The sequence below is a fragment of the Xylophilus sp. ASV27 genome, from assembly GCF_016428875.1.
In the GTDB taxonomy this organism is placed as follows: Bacteria; Pseudomonadota; Gammaproteobacteria; order Burkholderiales; family Burkholderiaceae_C; genus Xylophilus.
The window spans coordinates 9,145-26,610 of the sequence record NZ_JAELTO010000065.1 but is presented as its reverse complement, the minus strand read 5'-3'; the positions used below and the strand labels follow the sequence as shown (position 1 = coordinate 26,610).

Sequence of the window (17,466 nt, the reverse complement as noted above, 5' to 3'; positions counted from 1 at the left end):
CCCCCCCCCCCCCCCCCCCCCCCCCCCCCCCCCCCCCCCCCCCCCCCCCCCCCCCCCCCCCCCCCCCCCCCCCCCCCCCCCCCCCCCCCCCCCCCCCCCCCCCCCCCCACCCCCCTTTTTTAGATGTGTATAAGAGACAGGTGCAGGGCCGGCGCCACGCCCGCGAAGTAACCGCCGCCCAGGTCGCCGCCCAGCACGCGCAGCGCCAGAGCGGCCAGCGCCGTGCCCAGCGCCAGCCCCAGCGCGCTGCCCAGCAGGCCCAGCAGCAGCGACTCGGCCAGCACCAGCGTGCGCCGGCCGCGCGGCGTCAGGCCCAGCACGCCCAGCAGCGCGAACTGCGGCGCGCGCTTGGCCACGCCCAGCGCCAGCACCGAGAACACCAGGAAGGCGCCGGTGAACAGCGCGATCAGCGCCAGCACCGTCAGGTTGACCCGGTATGCGCGCGACAGGTCGCCCACGCGCGCGGCGGCATCGCCCGGCGTGGCCGCCACCACGCCCGGCAGCCCGGCGACGTATCGCAGCAGCGCCTCGCGCGACGCGCCGGGCGCCAGCCGCAGGTCGATGCGCGAGAGCCGGCCGACACGGTCGAGCAGCGCCTGCGCCGCGGCAACGTCCATCACCACCAGCGGCGCGCCGCCCGCCGCCACCGTGCCGGCCAGACGCAGAGGCTGCGCGCCGCGCGCGTCCTGCAGCGCGAACCGCGTGCCCGCGCCGCTGCCCGCCAGCCCCAGCGCCTGCAGCGCGGCGGGGTTGAGAAAGGCCGCATCGGGCGCGAACAGGTCCAGCCGCGCGGCGCCCTCCAGCAGCACCGGCTGCAGGCCGGGCGCGGTGCGCGCCACCGACAGCGCATCCACTCCCACCACGCGCACCGCCAGCCGCCTGCCGTCCGCCCGCAGCGCGGTGGCGGCCAGTTCCAGTACCGGCGTGGCCAGCGCCACGTCGGCGCGGTGCGCCAGCGGGCCGAACAGCGCGTCGTCGAAGCTCTCCTGCACCGCGCGCACCTGCAGGTCGGGCTGGCCATCGACCGTGCGCACCGCCTGCGCGAACTCGTCGAGCGCCGAGCTGTTGATCAACTGCACCGAAAACGCCAGCGCCACACCCAGCATCACCGCCAGCACCGCCAGCGCGTGGCGCCAGGGCTGGTGGCGGATTTCCTGCCAGGAGAAGGTCTTGAGCAGTGCCAGCATGGCCAGGCCCTCAGGGCCGCGCGGGCCGCGCCAGCAGCGCCCGGCCGGCGTCCGCGGCGCCCATCATCATCAGCAGCACGCCCAGCCCGGTGAAGAGCGGCCCTCGGGTGGAGATCAGATGGCCCGGGCCCTGTGCCATGCCCAAGAAATGCACCGGGCCGACTTCGGCGTCGGCCAGGGGCGGCTCGGCATCCGGCGAGAGGGCAGGGGCCGCGGCGGGGGGAGGGAAGGGAGTGCCCATGAAAGACCGCGGAGCGGGTCAGGAGGAAAGGTATTCAGAGATGCCGCGGGATCGGCAAGACGCCAAGAAATGATGCATTTGCATCATTTTGTATTGGCGGGGTTTGCCCGAGGATGCGGGCAAGCCGATGCGAATCGGTCAAAGCGTTTCACCCGTGACCCCATAAGTGACTCCATAGAAGGAATCTTGCCATGGCCTCTCTTCCGATGCCCAGCCACTATCCGAAATATCTGCTGGCAACCTCCCTCCTGCTGGCCCTGGCTGCATGTGGCGGCGGAGACAGTTCCGGCAGCACGGGCGGTTCCGGCGGCGGCTCTTCGCCGGGGGGATCTTCGTCGGGCGGCGCGAACTGCAACTATCCGGACCTGGTGACCGGGTCGGAAAGGGCGCAGGCGAATGCCTGCGGTATCCAGGTTTCGGGAGCCTATGGCGCCGCCGATGCGCGTCTTCAGCAAATCATTCAGGCGTGCCAGGCCGGCCAGAAGGCGGCGGCGGACGCGGACTATGCCGGCCCCTACACCAAGCTCGTGCAATACGCGCGCGACAACAGCAAGGCGCTGTCCTGCGGCGGCTCCAACGGGCCGGTGCTGCCCAATCCATCGACGCAGAGCTACTACAACTTCTGCGCCAAGACGAGCGGCAGCACGAAGACGGGCAGTTGCTGGGGCCCCGTGTTCAAGGACGACGGAGGGTGCGGCGACAACTCCTTCACCTACATGAACCAGTATGGCAGCAGCGGCGCTTGCATCACGGCCAGGGACAACTGGCTGAAGGCGCGCTGATGCGGTCGGGTCTGGCACAGGCAGGGCCCTTCGCGTTGGCCGCGTTGGTGCTGGGAGTGCTCTTTTTCTTCTCGGAGTTCCGGGAGGGAGAGGAGCCTTCGGCCGGTACCGCTGACGATCGGGGCGCACCGCGGCTGGTGTTGGCAGCACAGCCCGTGCCTGCTGTGCCGGCCCCGGGCGCCGTGCTTTCGCCGACGCGCGCCACTGCCGCAGCCCAGGGCGGCGCGCCGCAGCCGCCCAACCTGCTGCACGAGGTCCTGGATCGCTCCCGCCTGTCCGCGTCCTGGCTGCAATCCCATGGTTTCACCCCCGGTAGCGCGGCGCTGCAGCGCCTGCATGGCTTGCTGCAAGGACATGTCGCACTGACTGCCACCGAGGCCAGGAAGATTGCATTCGGACCCCAGGATGGAGACTCTGCCTTGCCTGCCGAAGGGGTTCCGACCCTGGCGCAGCAGGAACGCTACGTCCAGGCGGTGATGCAGCCCGAGGGTCTGGCTGGAGACTCCGTGCTCCTGCGGTGGCGCAATGCCAGCGACAACGCGCTCATCGAGTTGTCGGCGCAGGCGATTCCACCGAACGCGAGCGAGCAGATCCCGATATGGAGGCACACGACCGAGGATTGGCCGCCTGGGCGCTATCGCGTAGAGGTGATCGCACCGCAGGGCGATCTGGCATTGCTGGCCGCTGGCGAATTCGTCATCGCCGCGCCCCATGCTCCGGTCACGCCCTTCGCGCGGACGGCGGTGGACCAGTTACGGCCTTGAGGCCGACTTGCCTTGCGCCGTCGGCATGGGGCGCAAGCGGGCCGAACAGCGCGTCGTCGAAACTCTCCCGAACCGATCGCAGAGCTGCAGGTCGGGCTGGCCCTCCACCGTGCGCACTGTCTGCGCGAACTCATCGAGCGCCGAGCGGTTGATCAACTACGCCGAGTTCACCGGTCCCAGGATGGAAAAGTGCGTCAAGTATCGAAAAAGGGGCTTCAATCTGCCTGCCGCAGCGCGTCGGCCATTGCGGCCACATTGGATACGCCCAGTTTGTCGTAGACCGACTGGATCTGGTTGCGCACTGTGGCCGGGGAACGCTGCAGCCGGGCTGCGATCTGCTTGTGCGTGAGGCCCAGGGCCAGCAGTCGCGCCACGGTGTCTTCGCGGGGCGAGAGCGCATCGGCGGCGCAGCGGGGGCGGGCGCGCAGCCACAGCAGGCCGTGCTGCGCATGCAGCGTGATAACCAGGCTGCGCGCCAGCAGACGCGGCTCGCCGCGCTGCGCAGCGGCCATCACCGGCTCGGGCAGCCGAGAGCCCGCCCAGCAGGGCCATTCGGTGCGCAGGGCGCGCTCGAAGACGGCGTCCATGTGGTGCAGCATGCCGCGCGGGTCTGCCAGGGCCGAACCCAGGCGGGCAGCGCCCGGCGCGTGGACAAGCTGATTCAGGTGTGTGAGGCGGTTGAGTTCCAGGGCTTGCTGGATGTGCGGCATCAGCGTGGCGAGCAACTGGCGCTCACCCTCAGTGCCATGGGCATCGGGACTGGCGCGGAACAGCGAGAGCCAGCGGCCGAAGCGCGTGGCAGGGTTCTGCATGCTGCCGATGAAGAAGTGCGACTGCTCGAAACGCCGGCCATAGTCGAGCAGTGCGCGCTGGTGTCGGCCGTTGAACCATGCCCGCGCGTCGAATGCCCTGGTTTCGCTGGGACGCAGGACCACCACTTGTGCCGCCGTGTCCAGGTGCTTGATCTCCTCGTAGGCCATCAGCATCTCGGCCGGCTGGCGGTGCAGGTGGATGGTGTGAACGTCGATGCCCCCCGCCGTCATCGTGGCCGAACCCCACATGGCCGAGTCGAAGGGCAGCACATGCTTGAGCAACTCCAGCGCCTCGTCCTGGAAACGATCCACCGGCTGCTCATGCGACAGCCGGTACAGGCGCAGCAGCAAGTGGCTGTAGTCGGCCATCAGGTTGCCAGTGCGCCCGGTGCAGGGGCTCATTGCTCCCACATCGCTCCGTCGAAGGGCGGCAGCACGGGGTTGAGGATGTCCAAGGCCGCATCTTGGCAACGCACCAGCGCCTGCTCCGCTGATGCGGAGCTGAGCTTCAGCGGCGATGCGCTGAAGGTGTCGAGGCGGTTCTCATGCATGGTTCTTGTCCCTCTTCGCCGATCTGCTGGACAGGCGTGGCGCAAGAGTACAGCATTTGCATCATTTTGTTTGTTGTGCGTTGGCCTACGATCGCTTGGCCGCAGTGCCTTGATCCTCGATGTGGGCGAGATCGCAGCCTCGTCTTCGCTCACCGGCTTTGCCGCGCACGCGGGCTACGCGGGCAGCTTCGGTGAGGGCGTTGCCGTGGCGCTGGCGGCGCAGGTGGTGGCGGCTTGATTGCGCAACCGCCCGGCCGGTCAGGCGCCGAGATCCTAACGCTCCAGCTCCCTGGCGCTCACGCCCGCGATGCCCCAGTTCTCCTTGGGCACGTCGTGGATCCAGACGCGCACGTTGGCGGCCGGCGCGCCCACGGCATCGACCAGGGCCTGGGTCACTTTTTCGATCACGGCCTTCTTCTGCTCCTCGGTGCGGCCTTCGATCATGTAGATCTGTGCGAATGGCATGGCGGTTCTCCTGTTGCGGGTCAATCGGCCTTCAGGCCGAGGCGGCGGATCAGCGCGCCCCAGCGCCTGTCCTCGGCGCGGATGAAGGCCGCGAATTCCTGCGGCGTGTTCACGCGCAACGTGCCCGAGATGGCGTCGAAAGCGGTCTGCGCCTCGGCCGTGCGGGCGCCCGCGGCCCAGGCGTCGTGCAGCCGGGCCACCAAAGCCGGAGGCACCGCAGCGGGCGCCACCAGGCCGAACCAGGTCTCCACCTCGAATCCCGGGTAACCCGATTCGGCGACGGTCGGCACCTGCGGCAGCGCCTTGGCGCGCTGCGCCGAGGTCACGGCGACGGCGCGCAGCTTGCCCGCCTCGATGTGCTGCAGCGTGGTGGCCAGCGAACTCTCCATGCTCAGGGGTACCGTGCCCGACAGCAGGTCCGGCACGATCTGGCTCGACCCCTTGTAAGGCACGGCGGTGAGCTGGATGCCGGCCACCGACTGCAGCAGTTCTGCCGCCAGATGGTTGCTGGTGCCCACGCCCGAGGTGGCGTAGCTGAGCCGGCCGGGGTGAGCCTTGGCATAGGCCACCAGGCCGCGCAGGTCGGTGAAGGGCTGGCCCGGATGCACCACCAGCGCGCAGGGCGTGGTGCCTACCAGTGAGATCGGCGCGAGGTCTTTCTCGACGTTGAACGGCACGCTGCGGTAGAGGTGCGGTGCGATGGCCAGGCTGCTGATGGCCGACAGGCCGATGGTGTAGCCGTCGGGCGCGGCCTTGGCCACGGCGTCGGTGCCGATGTTGCCGCCCGCGCCGGCGCGGTTTTCCACCACGAACGGCTGGCCCATCTGGTCGCCCATGGCCTTGGCCGCGGTGCGGCCCATGACGTCGGTCGGGCCACCCGGCGGGAACGGCACGATCAGGCGCACTGGCCGTCCAGGATAGCCTGCCTGGGCCCAGGCCGCGCGGGCACCTGCGGCCATGACGCCGGCGGCGATGAAATGGCGTCTTTGCATGGATTCGTCTCCTGTCTCAGGCAAAGCGCAGCGACACGCTGCCCATGCCCTGCACGCGCAGGCAGACGTGGTCGCCGGCTGCGACGGCGACGGCTTCGGTCGCGCCGCCCGAGAGGATCAGGCTGCCGGCCGGGATCTCCCGCCCGCGCCGGCCCAGGTGGTTGGCCAGCATCGCCACCGCCGCCGCCGGATGGCCCAGCACCGCCGCGCCGGCGCCCAGGGCCGCCGGCTGGCCGTTCTTTTCCAGCACGATGCCCACGGTGCGCAGGTCCAGCGCTTCGGGGCGCAGCGCGCGCCCGCCGACGACGAAGCGCGCGGCCGAGGTGTTGTCGGCCACCACGCTCTTGAGGTCGAACCGGAAGTCGCGATAGCGGCTGTCGATGACCTCGATGCCGGGCAGCACGAAGTCGGTGGCGGCCAGCACCGCGCCGATGTGGCAGCCCGGCCCCTTGAGCGCGTGCTTGAGCACGAAGGCGATCTCGGGCTCGACCTTGGGGTGGATCAGTTCGCCGGTGCGCACCGTGCCGCCTTCGGGCACGCTGAAGGCATCGACCAGGAAGCCGAACACGGGCGAGTCCACGCCCATCTGCCGCATCTTGGCGTGCGAGGTCAGGCCCGCCTTGAGGCCGACCACGCGTGCGCCGCGGGCGAGCTTGCGCGCCAGGATCGCGTCCTGGATGGCGTAAGCGTCGTCCCAGTCCATGCCGGGGTGCTGGTCGGTGATCTTGGGTGTGTCGCGGGCCTGCAACTCGCAGGTTTCGAGGTGCTCGGCGAGCTGGGTGATGGTGTGTGATTCGAGTGTCATGGAGAGGGTCCAAGCCGTTTGGAAAGAAAGGGGGGCAGCCGCCGCAGCGACGGGCGGGCGCGCGTGGCACGGTCTTGCGCGTCCAGCCGCGACAGGGTCTGCTTGACCTGGTCGTAGGCCGGGCGCACCTGCTCCGGCACGAGGCGGCGGACCTCGTCGAAGCGCTCGTCGCGCGCCTGCGCCAGGGCTTCATCGCGCACCCGCCGGTAGGCCTGCAGCGCGGCGCTGAAGTCGCGCCCCGCGGCGCCGGTGTGCCGGGCGCCGCGCGGGCTCCAGGTGGCGTCTATCAACTGGTCGATCTGCGCGATGCGCTCGATCACGGGCTCGACCTGGCCGAACGCGTCGGCATTCATGACCAGGATGTTGCAGGCGCGCATCTCCTCGATGCAGTCGGTGAGCACGTCGACCTGCCGGCGCTGCGGCAGCAGCGCCGAGGTGTCGCGCTTGAGCTGGCCGATCAGCCCCTGCACCTCGCGCAGCTGCGCGTTGCTCTGGCCCAGCCAGTCGATCGACTGCGCGGCGGCCGCGCTCAGCGCGCCGGCGTCGTGGATCAGGCGCTGGTTCAGGCCGTCCTGGGTCTGGGCGGCGGCGCTCATGTCGCTGGCCGCAGCGAGGGTGCGGCTGGAGCGCTCGCGGATGTCGGCCAGGGCCGCGCCGGTGGCGCGCGTGTGCTCGACGCCGCCCTGGATGTCTTGCAGCACTGCCTTGAGGTTCTGGTCGGCCGCCAGGGTGCTGGCCGTGATGCCGGAGATCATCTGGCGGATCTGCTCGGTGGCCTCGCCGGTGCGCGCCGCCAGCCTGCGCACCTCGCCGGCCACCACGGCGAAGCCGCGCCCCTGCTCGCCGGCGCGCGCGGCCTCGATCGCGGCGTTGAGCGCCAGCAGGTTGGTCTGCATGGCCACGTCGCGGATCATGCCCAGGATGTGCTCGATCTCGCCCGTGTGCCGCATGACCTCGCGGAACCGTTCGTCCAGGCCTTCGGCGGACTGCGCCAGGGACGCGATCCGCTCCAGGGTCTGGTGCAGCAGCCCGTCGCCGCGCTGGGCCAGTTCGTGCATGGAATCGACCTCGTCGCGGGTGATGCGGGCGGACTGCACCACCGTGCCGGCGCTGCGCGCCAGCGCGTCCACGTCCTCGCGCAGGCGGGCCAGGATCGAGGCCTGCTCGCGCGAGAAGGCGACCACCCGGGTGAACGAGGACATCATGCCGGCGTTGTGCGCCGTGACCTCGAGCGCGTGCCCGTCCACGCGCACCAGCGCCTCGGATGTCGCGCGCGGGGCGCGGCGGGTGCCGGCCAGGCACAGCAGCAACAGCCCGAGCAGGGCGGCTTCGCGCAGCCCGGCCCATGGCAGCGGCCACGCGGGCCAGGCCAGGGACGCCAGGAGGAGCGCCAGGGTCGAGCCGAGCAGCCGCGCCATGCGCCGCTTCCTCAGGCGGCCGCCAGGCCGCGCTCGCGCGCCATGGTCAGCGCGGTGTCCTCGATCATGTCTTCCTGCCCGCCGACCATGCCGCGCCGGCCCAGCTCGACCAGCAGGTCGCGCGCGGGCACGCCGTACTTCTGCTCGGCGCGCTTGGCGAACAGCAGGAAGCTGCCGTACACGCCGGCATAGCCCAGCGTGAGCGCGTCGCGGTCGATGCGGATCGGGAAGTCCATCAGCGGCACCACCAGGTCCTCGGCCACGTCCTGGATCTTCCAGACGTCGACGCCGGTCGCGATGCCCATACGGTCGCACACCGCCACCAGCACTTCCATGGGCGTGTTGCCCGCGCCCGCGCCCAGGCCGGCGGCCGCCGCGTCGATGCGGTTGGCGCCGGCCTCGATGGCGGCAATGGAATTGGCCACGCCCATGGCCAGGTTGTGGTGGCCGTGGAAGCCCAGTTCCGTCTCGGGCCGGAGCGCGGCGCGCACGGCGCCGATGCGCTCCCTGACCTGCTCGGGCAGCAGGTAGCCGGCCGAGTCGGTCACGTAGACGCAGTTGGCGCCGTAGCCTTCCATGAGCAGGGCCTGCTTGACCAGGCCCTGGGCGCTGTTCATGTGCGCCATCATCAGGAAGCCCACGGTGTCCATGCCCAACTGGCGCGCGGCGCTGATGTGCTGCTCGCTCACGTCGGCCTCGGTGCAGTGGGTGGCCACGCGGATGGTGGACACGCCCAGGCCGTGCGCCATCCTCAGGTGGTCCACCGTGCCGATGCCCGGCAGCAGCAGGGCCGAGACCCTGGCCTGCCGCATCAGCGGGATGACCGCGCCCAGGTACTCTTCGTCGCTGTGCGCCGGAAAGCCGTAGTTGACCGAGGCGCCGCCCAGGCCGTCGCCGTGCGTGACCTCGATCAGCGGAACGCCGGCGGCGTCCAGGCCCTGGGCCACGCTCTTCATCTGCGCCAGCGTCATCAGGTGGCGCTTGGGGTGCATGCCGTCGCGCAGCGTCATGTCGTGCACGGTGATGGTCCTGCCCTGGAGTGTCATGGTGCGTGGCTCCTTCATGCGGGGATGGGGTCGAGCGAGAGTTCGCCCTTGAGGATTTCGGCCGCGAACATCTCGGCCGTGCGCGCGGCGGCGGCGGTCATGATGTCGAGGTTGCCGGCGTACCGGGGCAGGTAGTCGCCCAGGCCTTCCACTTCCAGGAAGACCGAGACGCGCCGGCCGTCGAACACCGGCCCGTTAACCAGGCGGTAGCCGGGCACGTACTGCTGCACCTCGCGCAGCATGTCGTGGATCGACGCGGTGATGGCGGCGCGGTCCGGCTCGTCCTCGGTCAGGCAGTGCACGGTGTCGCGCATGATCAGCGGCGGCTCGGCCGGGTTTATGACGATGATGGCCTTGCCCTGCTTCGCGCCGCCGACCTTCTCGACCGCACCGGCGGTGGTGCGCGTGAACTCGTCGATGTTCCTGCGTGTGCCCGGCCCCACCGAGCGGCTGGAGACGGTGGCGACGATTTCGCCATAGGCCACGGGCTGCACCCGGCTGACGGCCGCCACCATGGGGATCGTGGCCTGCCCGCCGCAGGTGACCATGTTGACGTTCATGGCCCGCCCGCCCAGGTGCTGGCGCAGGTTGACCGGCGGCACGCAGTACGGGCCGATGGCCGCGGGCGTGAGGTCGATCATCAGCGCGCCCTGTTCATTGACCTTGCGCGAGTTCTCGGCATGCACGTAGGCGCTGGTGGCGTCGAAGACGATCTGCACCTTGTCGGCGCGCATGTGCGGCACCAGCCCGTCCACGCCTTCGGCCGTGGTCTTGATGCCCATCTCGCGGGCGCGCTGCAGGCCGTCGGATTCGGGGTCTATGCCCACCATCCACACGGGTTCGAGCACCGCGCTGCGCCGCAGCTTGGCGAGCAGGTCGGTGCCGATGTTGCCGGGCCCGATCAGGGCGCACTGGATCTTCTGGCTCATGGGGAGTCCTTGGTTGGAATCAGATGAAGCGCACCGAGCAGCCGCCGATGCCGCCGATGGACACGCGCAGGCTGTCGCCGGCCTGCACCGGCACCATGGCGGCGAGCGAGCCCGAGAGCACGACCTCGCCGGCCTCCAGCGCGATGCCGAGCGCGCCCAGCGTGTTGGCGAGCCAGGCCACGGCATTGGCCGGGTGGCCCAGCGCGGCGGCGCCGGCGCCGGTGGCGACGATCTCGCCGTTCTTCTCCAGCACCATGCCGCAGGTGGCGAGGTCCACGTCGCGCGGATCGACCAGGCGCTCGCCGAGCACGAAGACGCCGCAGCTCGCGTTGTCGGCCACGGTGTCCTGGATCTTGATCTTCCAGTCGCGGATGCGCGAGTCGACGATCTCGAAGCAGGCCATCACGCCTTCGGTGGCAGCCAGCACGTCGGCGGCGGTGACGCCGGGGCCCTTCAGGGCCTTTTTCAGGATGAAGGCGATCTCACCTTCGGCCTTGGGCTGTATCAGGCTGCTCGCCGGCACAGCTTCGCCCTCGTTGTAGACCATGCCGTCGGTGAGCCAGCCGAAGTCGGGCTGGAAAACGCCGAGCATGTCCATCACGGCCCTGGAGGTCACGCCGATCTTCTTGCCCACCACGCGCTCGCCCGCGGCGAGGCGGCGCGCGAGCAGGTGCTGCTGGATGGCGTAGGCGTCGGCGATGGTGATGTCGGGGTGGCGGTTGCTCAAAGGCTCGACCGTCTGGGCGCCACGCAGGGCTTGGTAGAGTTCGTCACCGAGTTGGTGTTGCAGTTCAAGGTTCATGGTTCACAACCCATTCAAAAAAATCCAGCCATGGCATCCGCGTCTTCAGTCAGGCGCGGCGCCTTTGCTGTCGTTCAGCACCGTACGAAAGCCGATGTGCGTCGCACCCAGCAGAACGTCCTGGGGCTGGCGCGCTGCCGGCCGGTAACGCACACAGAAATCGGGCGCGCAAAGAAAGGAGCCGCCTTTGATCACCCGCGTCTCGGAAGCCGCGCGTGCCCCCTGAAGGTCCACGACCACGGGGTTTTCCACGGCGCCGGGCGCATGGCGGTCGCGGTAGCGATCGCGTGTCCATTCCCAGACGTTGCCCACCGCGTCGTATAGCCCAAAGCCATTTACTGGATAGCAGCCCACGGGCGCCGTTCCCTTGTGGCCATCGCGGCCTTGGTCGGCCAAGGGAAACGGGCCTTGCCAGGTATTGGCCATGGAACGTCCCGCGAGGTCGGGTGTGTTGCCCCAGGGGTAGGTGGTGTCATCGCGGCCGCCACGGGCCGCGTACTCCCACTGCGCCTCGGTCGGCAGATCGCGCCCCAGCCACTTGGCATAGGCCATGGCATCCTCGTAGGCCACATGCACCACGGGGTGGTTGCCCCGCCCCTGGAGGTCGCTGCCAGGCCCATCGGGGTGGCGCCAATCCGCACCGTCCACCCACTTCCACCAGGCATAGGCGCCGCGCAGATGTTCGCCGGCCTGCGGCGGCACGAACACGGCAGACCCTGGCCGCAACTGGGCCGGTGCCACCCCTGGGAACTCCTGGGCCGGGGGTGTGCGTTCTGCGCGGGTCACATAGCCCGTGGCCTGGACGAAGCGCTCGAACTGCGCATTCGTGACCTCATGGCGGTCTATCCAAAACGCGTCTACGCGCACCGCATGCACCACGCGCTCTTCGGGGTAGCCCTCGTCCGATCCCATGCGAAAACGCCCTGCCGCCACGGGCACCAGGCCGGCCCGGTTGGGCCCTTGCACACCGGCCGGGCCAAAGCCGGGAGGCAGGCCGCCATAGCCCGCGCACAGCCCCGTGGCTTGGGCGGTCCGGGGCGCCTGGGGTGTGGCATGGCCCCCGCCTGCCCCGGACAGTGCACACGCCAAGGCGAGCACCGTGGAGCCTGGCCACCTAGCGGACTTCATCGAGGTCCTCGTAGTACTTCAGGCTGTTGCTATAGCCCGGGCGAGCGGCCAGCCCGTCGAACTCGACGACACCGTTTTGCTCGGCGTAACGGCGGTATTCGGCCAGCAACTCGGCCAGCTTTTCGGGGTGCTGGCCAGCCAGGTTGTGCAGTTCGGAACGGTCGCTTGCCATGTCGTACAGCTCCCATTCACCCGACCCCCATGGCTTGTTGGCTTGCACGATCTTCCAGTCACCCACGCGCATGGCGCGGCGTCCGTTCAGCTCCCAGCCACGCCGGAACACGCCGTGTACCTGGGCGCTTTGCCCGGTCAGCAAGGCCTGCATGGAACGCCCCTGCATCTCTGCCACCTGGCGCCCCTGGTACTCGGTGCCAGGCTGCTTGACGCCAGCCAGCTCCAGCACCGTCGGCGCAACATCGGTCACATGGGCCGGGGCACGGGAGACCACATCCTTGCGGTTGTCACCGGGAAGGCTGAAGATGGCCGGAACGGCAATCCCGCCCTCGTACATAAAGGCCTTGTACATATTGTGCGGCGTGGAGCCGACCTGGGCCCAGCCCGGGCCGTATTCGGCAAACGAACCGGGCCGGCCGGTATTGGCCAGGCTGTTGTCGCGGTGCTTTTGGGCCCATGCACGGGTCGCGCCCTCATCCAGCACGGTGTTGCCGTCGGCGCCGTTGTCGGACATGAAGAAGATGGCCGTGTTGTCGTACACACCGATGCGCTTGAGGTGGTCGATGACCCGTCCGATCTGCGCGTCCATCTCCTCCACCATGGCGGCATAGACCGCCATGCGCTTGGACTCGGCACGCTGCTGCCGGGCATTGAGTTGGTCCCAGCGCGGCCACGCCGGGTTGCCCACATAGGGCTGCATGTCCTTGGGCACAATGCCCAGGGCCTTCATGCGCTCCAGGCGCTGGCTGCGGATCACCTCATACCCCACGTCGTAGCGGCCTTCGTACTTGCGGATATAGGCGTCACGCGCTTGCAAGGGCCAGTGCGGGGCGGTGAATGCCAGGTAGCCGAAGAAGGGCTTGCCATCGCCCTTGTTGCCGTCGATGTAGGAAATGAGTTTAGAGGCGAAGTATTCGCTCGAGTAGAAGTCCTTGGGGATCTGGACTTCTTTGCCGTTTTCGCGGTACAGCGCCGTGGGCGTCTTGTCGGCATCGAGGGTGATGATGCCGGTCTGGTCGAAGTGGCTGGCGCCGCCGTTCATCATCGCGTACGACTGCTCGAAACCGCGCCGGGGCGGGGCATGTTCCTCGTTCACGCCCAGATGCCATTTCCCAGCCATATACGTGTGATAGCCCGCATTGCGCAAAAGCACGGGAAACGGCAGGGCCCGGTCGGTGAGATAGCCCTCATAGCCCGGGCGGCTGCGCTGCTGCGATGTGAGCAGCTCGGCCATGCTGCCAAAGCCCACCTGGTGGTTGTCTGCGCCGGACATCAGCATTGCACGCGTGGGCGAGCAAAACGGCGATGCATAAAAGTCTGTCATCCGCATTCCGCGACGGGCCAGGGCATCCAGATGGGGCGTGGCGATCTCTCCGCCAAACGCGCCGATGTCGGAATAACCCAGGTCATCGGCTACGATCAGCAGCACATTCGGCCGCCGGGCTTTGCCGTGGGCGGCAGGCGCGGCCGCCTGGGCCGCCTGGATCGCGACCTGGCCCAGGGCCAACACCGCCAGCAGCACCAGCCCGCGCCCCATGCCGCGAATGGTGACGGCGCCCGGATGCCGGGCGACAGCAGTCTCAGAGTTTGATGCAGACATTCTTCAGCTCCGTATAGAACTCCAGCGAATGCACGCCGCCTTCGCGGCCGATGCCCGACTGCTTGGCGCCGCCGAAGGGTGTGCGCAGGTCGCGCAGGAACCAGCTGTTGACCCAGGCGATGCCGACCTGCATGCGCGCGGCCACGCGGTGCGCGCGCGCCACGTCGCGAGTCCAGATGGCGGTGGCCAGGCCGTAGTCGTTGTCGTTGGCGCGGGCCAGCACCTCGTCCTCGGTGTCGAAGGGCGCGACGTGGCAGCAGGGGCCGAAGATCTCTTCCTTGACGACGCGCGCCGTGTCGGGCAGGCCGGTCCAGATGGTGGGCTCGATCCACGCGCCGCCCGCATGCCGCGCGCCCATGTCGGGCACGCCGCCGCCGGTGACCACGGTGGCGCCTTCCTGCCGCGCCAGCGCGTAGTAGGACAGCACCTTGGCCTGGTGCTCCTTGCTGATGAGCGGTCCCATGCCGGTGCCGGCGTCTTCGGGCAGGCCGATCTTCATGGCCTGTGCGCCCTGCTTGAGCGCGGCCACGAAGCGCTCGAACAGCGGGCGCTCCACATAGACGCGCTCGGTGCCCAGGCAGACCTGGCCGCTGTTGACGAAGGCCGAGCGCAGCGTGCCTTCTATGGCGGCGTCGAAGTCGCAGTCGGCGAATACGATGGCGGCGTTCTTGCCGCCCATCTCCAGGCTTACCGGCCGCGCGCCCTTGGCGGCGGCCTTCATGATGGCTTCGCCGGTACGGGTCTCGCCGGTGAAGGTGATCGCGTCCACCTGCGGGTGGGTGGTGACGAACTCGCCGGCCGAGCCGGGGCCGAAGCCGTGCACCACGTTGTAGACGCCGGCCGGAATGCCGGCCTCGTTCATCACTTCGCCCAGCAGCGCGGCGGTCTGCGGCGTTTCTTCAGAGGGCTTGACCACCACCGTGTTGCCGCAGGCCAGCGCCGGGCCGACCTTCCAGGTCATGAGCAGCAGCGGCAGGTTCCACGGGCAGATCACGCCGACCACGCCCACCGGCGCGCGCAGGCCGTAGTTGATGGCGCCCTGGCCGTCGGGCGTGGCCATCTCGAAGAACTCGGTGGGCACGTTCTTCACCACGTCGGCGAAGATCTTGAAGTTGGCCGCGCCGCGCGGTATGTCGATGTGGCGCGCCAGGCTGCGCGGCTTGCCGGTGTCGGCGCACTCCGCGGCCAGGAATTCGTCGAAGCGGCGGTTGATGCCGTCGGCCACGGCGTAGAGTTTTTCCACCCGCTCGGCCACCGCCATGCGGCCCCATGGGCCGGCGAGCGCGGCGCGCGCGGCGGCCACGGCGGCGTCGACCTCGGCGCGGCCGGCCTCGTGCACCTGGGCGATCACCTCGCCCGTGGTCGGGGAATGCTTGGCGAAGCTGTGCCCGGTGGCGATGTAGTCGCCGTTGATGAAGTTCAGGATCTGTTTCATGGTGATTCGTCAGTTGTGATGCCCAGGGCGCGCAGGCCGGCGTGGGCGATGGCCTCGTCCTGCGCCTCGCTGCCGCCGGACACGCCGATGCCGCCGATGCGCGCGCCGTCTTCCTCGATCGGCAGCCCGCCGCCGAAGGCGACGAAGCGCGGGCGCAGCACCAGGCCCTGGCGCACGGCCTCGGAGTGCGCGCCCAGCGCCGCCGGCCACGCGCTGGTGGGCAGGCCGAAGCTCGCGGCGGTGTAGGCCTTGTCGGTGGCGATCTCCACCGAGTGCAGCGGCGCGCCGGCCATGCGCGCGAAGGCCACGGGCAGGCCAGCCGCATCGACCACCGCCACGTTGACCCGCGCACCCAGTTGCGCGGCATGCCGCAGCGCGGCCTCCACGGCGCGCAGGGCGGCGGGCGCGTCGATCACCGCCTGGGCCGCGCTGAGCGCGGTGCTGGTGTGCGGCATGCGCTGCGCCATCAGAACGCCTTCACCAGCGTGAGGCGCAGCAGCGAGCCCTTGGGCTGCGCGCCGGTGCCGGCTTCGGCGCGCAGTTCCTTGTAGAGCGCGCCCTTGAGGAACAGGCCCGCGCCGGGCACCGGGTACACCAGCTCGGCGCCCAGCGCATGGCGCGACGCGCGCTGCGTGCTCGCGCCCGGCCCGCGGTCGTCGCTGGTCTGCCACTGGCTGTAGCCCACCAGCCCGGCCTGCACCGGGCCGAAGGACTTGCCCAGCCCCCATTCGAGCGTGGCCTGCTGGCCCGGGCGAAAGCCGGCATCGGTCTTGCCGTTGCGCTCGAAGCGCATCAGCGCCGATCCCGAGATGGTCTTGGCGCCGTCGAAGTAGTAGGTCATGCCGCCCGTGAGCATGGTGCTGGCAAAGCCCTTGCCCGGCGAGGCGGGCTGGCCGGTGCTGGCCGAATCGAGCCAGACGCCGGCGGCGGCCACCGCATCCCACTGCGGGCCGTGCCAGCCCAGCACCAGCGGGCCGAGGTAGACGTCGCCCACGCCGGAGCGCCTGTCGGCAATGCCGGCCGCGCTCACCGTGAGCGAGGTGCGCAGCACCGGCACGATGGCCTCCATGCCGTAGTCGGCGCCCAGCAGCTTGTAGGGCGTGATCCACGCCAGCCGGTTGGCCAGCGCCGTGACCGTGCCGCGGTTGTCGCCGGGCAGGTTGCTGCGGGTGCCGGGGGCGCGGAACTGGTCGATGTGGTAGTTGACCAGATAGCCCAGGTAGTAGAAGCCCGGCGGCGGCACGCTGGCCGCCTGCAGGCCCTCAACCCCGGGAACGTAGTGGCCGTCGGCCTGGGCCGCGCCCATGGCCAGGGCGCCCAGCAGGGCCAGCGCGGCCGATGCGGTTCGGTTCTTCATCATGGTTTTCTCTTGGCCTGCACCGCGCCGGCTCAGGTGTAGACGTCGGTGAAAGAGGCCACCAGCTCGCCCGTGTGATAGAAGATGCCGCTGCCCAGGTGGTCCTCGCTCCAGGTGGTCACCGGACGGTCGGGCTGCGCCAGGTAGCCCAGGCCGGCGAAGGTCTCGTTGCGGTTGCCGCTGGGGTCGAAGAAATAGATGGTCTCGCCGCGCGTGATGCCGTGGCGCGTGGGCGCCACGTCGATGCGCACCTTGTTCTTGGCCATCACGTCGGCAGCCTTGAGCACGTCGTGCCAGGAGTCGAGGAAGAACGCGATGTGGTGCAGGCCGCTGCGCGGGCCGCCGACGAAGGCGATGTCGTGCGGCGTGCTGGTGCGCGCCATCCAGGTCGCGGCCTGCATGTCGCCCTGCGGGCCGACCAGGATCTGCTCGGTCAGGAAGAAGTCCAGACACTCCTTCATGAAGCGGGTGTTGTCCTGCACCGTGTTGACGCCCGCCTCGGGATTCATCTCGCACATCAGCAGCAGGTGGTCGAGCCAGTGCGCGCCGGCGCCGCGCAGCCCGTCGGGCCAGGGGTCGGGGTTGACCGTGCCCACGTCGGTGCCCACGTACTCCTTGTGCGCGTACAGGCGCATGTCGTGGCCGCTGGGCAGCTTGAACTGCAGCATGCGCCCCACGGCCGGCAGCGTGCCTTCGGCCAGCCAGCGGGTGGGGATGCCCCAGGCTTCTATGCGCGCCTGCAGCGCGTCGAGGTCGGCGTCGTGCTGGACCTTGTAGGCGACGTGGTTCAGGCCGGCCTGGTCCGACGGCGTGAGGATCAGCGAGAACTTGTCCCACTCGTCCCAGCACTTGAGGTACACGTTGCCGGCCTTGTCCTGCATCGTGGTCTTCAGGCCCAGCACGTTCTCGTAGTGCTGCACGGCGGCGGCCATGTCCATCACCTTGAGGCTCGCGTGGCCTATGCGTAGTACGCCCATG

General features: G+C 69.6%; 19 protein-coding genes and 1 pseudogene. 3 read left to right on the top strand and 17 right to left on the bottom strand.

The genetic code is table 11. The features are described 5' to 3' along the window. Window positions 1-134: 134 nt before the first annotated feature. Window positions 135-1,187 (bottom strand): annotated as a pseudogene (locus JHD63_RS14305) (FtsX-like permease family protein); the annotation flags it as partial. A 10-nt stretch (window positions 1,188-1,197) separates the two neighbouring features. After that, window positions 1,198-1,428 carry a hypothetical protein gene (locus JHD63_RS14300; protein WP_198971493.1) on the bottom strand — a complete coding sequence of 77 codons (231 nt, stop codon included), beginning with the start codon at window positions 1,426-1,428 and terminating at the stop codon, window positions 1,198-1,200. Between the two features lie 191 nt (window positions 1,429-1,619). On the opposite strand from JHD63_RS14300, the gene JHD63_RS14295 reads away from it, so the two are divergent. Then, on the top strand, window positions 1,620-2,210 hold the full coding sequence (locus JHD63_RS14295) for a hypothetical protein (RefSeq protein WP_198971492.1): 591 nt from the start codon (window positions 1,620-1,622) through the stop codon (window positions 2,208-2,210). Then, complete coding sequence (locus JHD63_RS14290) at window positions 2,171-2,974, top strand: hypothetical protein (RefSeq protein WP_198971491.1); 804 nt, start codon at window positions 2,171-2,173, stop codon at window positions 2,972-2,974. Before JHD63_RS14295 ends, JHD63_RS14290 begins: the two co-directional genes overlap by 40 nt. A gap of 215 nt (window positions 2,975-3,189) precedes the next feature. Here the strand turns inward: JHD63_RS14290 and JHD63_RS14285 are convergent, their stop codons facing one another. Together JHD63_RS14285 and JHD63_RS14280 are read right to left on the bottom strand one after the other, a co-directional pair. Further along, entirely contained in the window at window positions 3,190-4,188 is a 999-nt protein-coding gene (locus JHD63_RS14285) for a helix-turn-helix transcriptional regulator (protein WP_233168161.1), read from the bottom strand. Continuing rightward, window positions 4,185-4,337, bottom strand: coding sequence for a hypothetical protein (locus JHD63_RS14280; protein WP_198971490.1), 153 nt, complete (start codon window positions 4,335-4,337; stop codon window positions 4,185-4,187). The genes JHD63_RS14285 and JHD63_RS14280 overlap by 4 nt, the downstream gene beginning before the upstream one ends. A gap of 109 nt (window positions 4,338-4,446) precedes the next feature. Here JHD63_RS14280 and JHD63_RS24580 point away from each other — a divergent pair, with 109 nt between their 5' ends. Then, on the top strand, window positions 4,447-4,575 hold the full coding sequence (locus JHD63_RS24580) for a hypothetical protein (RefSeq protein WP_255519291.1): 129 nt from the start codon (window positions 4,447-4,449) through the stop codon (window positions 4,573-4,575). A gap of 35 nt (window positions 4,576-4,610) precedes the next feature. Here the strand turns inward: JHD63_RS24580 and JHD63_RS14275 are convergent, their stop codons facing one another. Genes JHD63_RS14275 through JHD63_RS14215 form a run of 13 tightly spaced genes read right to left on the bottom strand, consistent with a single transcriptional unit; the run spans window position 4,611 to window position 17,465 of the window. Then, the gene (locus tag JHD63_RS14275) at window positions 4,611-4,826 is read right to left on the bottom strand and encodes a 2-hydroxymuconate tautomerase (RefSeq protein ID WP_255519290.1); all 216 of its coding nucleotides are present in this window, start codon (window positions 4,824-4,826) and stop codon (window positions 4,611-4,613) included. After that, complete coding sequence (locus JHD63_RS14270; RefSeq protein ID WP_198971488.1) at window positions 4,823-5,794, bottom strand: Bug family tripartite tricarboxylate transporter substrate binding protein; 972 nt, start codon at window positions 5,792-5,794, stop codon at window positions 4,823-4,825. The genes JHD63_RS14275 and JHD63_RS14270 overlap by 4 nt, the downstream gene beginning before the upstream one ends. 16 nt (window positions 5,795-5,810) lie before the next feature. After that, the gene (dmpH, locus tag JHD63_RS14265; RefSeq protein ID WP_198971487.1) at window positions 5,811-6,599 is read right to left on the bottom strand and encodes a 2-oxo-3-hexenedioate decarboxylase; all 789 of its coding nucleotides are present in this window, start codon (window positions 6,597-6,599) and stop codon (window positions 5,811-5,813) included. Then, window positions 6,596-8,017 carry a methyl-accepting chemotaxis protein gene (locus JHD63_RS14260; RefSeq protein WP_198971486.1) on the bottom strand — a complete coding sequence of 474 codons (1,422 nt, stop codon included), beginning with the start codon at window positions 8,015-8,017 and terminating at the stop codon, window positions 6,596-6,598. The genes dmpH and JHD63_RS14260 overlap by 4 nt, the downstream gene beginning before the upstream one ends. A gap of 11 nt (window positions 8,018-8,028) precedes the next feature. Further along, window positions 8,029-9,063: a 4-hydroxy-2-oxovalerate aldolase gene (gene dmpG, locus JHD63_RS14255; protein WP_198971485.1), complete on the bottom strand. Its 1,035-nt coding sequence runs from the start codon at window positions 9,061-9,063 to the stop codon at window positions 8,029-8,031. 14 nt (window positions 9,064-9,077) lie between these two features. After that, a complete protein-coding gene (locus JHD63_RS14250; protein WP_198971484.1) occupies window positions 9,078-9,992 on the bottom strand; it encodes an acetaldehyde dehydrogenase (acetylating) in 915 nt (304 codons plus the stop codon). A gap of 19 nt (window positions 9,993-10,011) precedes the next feature. Next, window positions 10,012-10,794 carry a 2-oxopent-4-enoate hydratase gene (gene dmpE, locus JHD63_RS14245; RefSeq protein WP_198971483.1) on the bottom strand — a complete coding sequence of 261 codons (783 nt, stop codon included), beginning with the start codon at window positions 10,792-10,794 and terminating at the stop codon, window positions 10,012-10,014. 45 nt (window positions 10,795-10,839) lie between these two features. Then, complete coding sequence (locus JHD63_RS14240) at window positions 10,840-11,922, bottom strand: formylglycine-generating enzyme family protein (RefSeq protein ID WP_198971482.1); 1,083 nt, start codon at window positions 11,920-11,922, stop codon at window positions 10,840-10,842. Continuing rightward, window positions 11,909-13,696 (bottom strand): arylsulfatase, encoded by a 1,788-nt coding sequence (locus tag JHD63_RS14235; RefSeq protein ID WP_233168156.1) that lies wholly within the window; start codon window positions 13,694-13,696, stop codon window positions 11,909-11,911. Before JHD63_RS14235 ends, JHD63_RS14240 begins: the two co-directional genes overlap by 14 nt. Then, window positions 13,677-15,131 (bottom strand): 2-hydroxymuconic semialdehyde dehydrogenase, encoded by a 1,455-nt coding sequence (locus JHD63_RS14230; RefSeq protein WP_198971481.1) that lies wholly within the window; start codon window positions 15,129-15,131, stop codon window positions 13,677-13,679. Before JHD63_RS14230 ends, JHD63_RS14235 begins: the two co-directional genes overlap by 20 nt. Next, the gene (locus tag JHD63_RS14225) at window positions 15,128-15,586 is read right to left on the bottom strand and encodes a GlcG/HbpS family heme-binding protein (protein WP_233168154.1); all 459 of its coding nucleotides are present in this window, start codon (window positions 15,584-15,586) and stop codon (window positions 15,128-15,130) included. Before JHD63_RS14225 ends, JHD63_RS14230 begins: the two co-directional genes overlap by 4 nt. An 11-nt stretch (window positions 15,587-15,597) precedes the next feature. After that, entirely contained in the window at window positions 15,598-16,488 is an 891-nt protein-coding gene (locus tag JHD63_RS14220; protein ID WP_198971479.1) for a SphA family protein, read from the bottom strand. Window positions 16,489-16,520: 32 nt separating this feature from the next. Then, window positions 16,521-17,465, bottom strand: coding sequence for a catechol 2,3-dioxygenase (locus JHD63_RS14215; protein ID WP_198971478.1), 945 nt, complete (start codon window positions 17,463-17,465; stop codon window positions 16,521-16,523). Window position 17,466 lies beyond the last annotated feature (1 nt).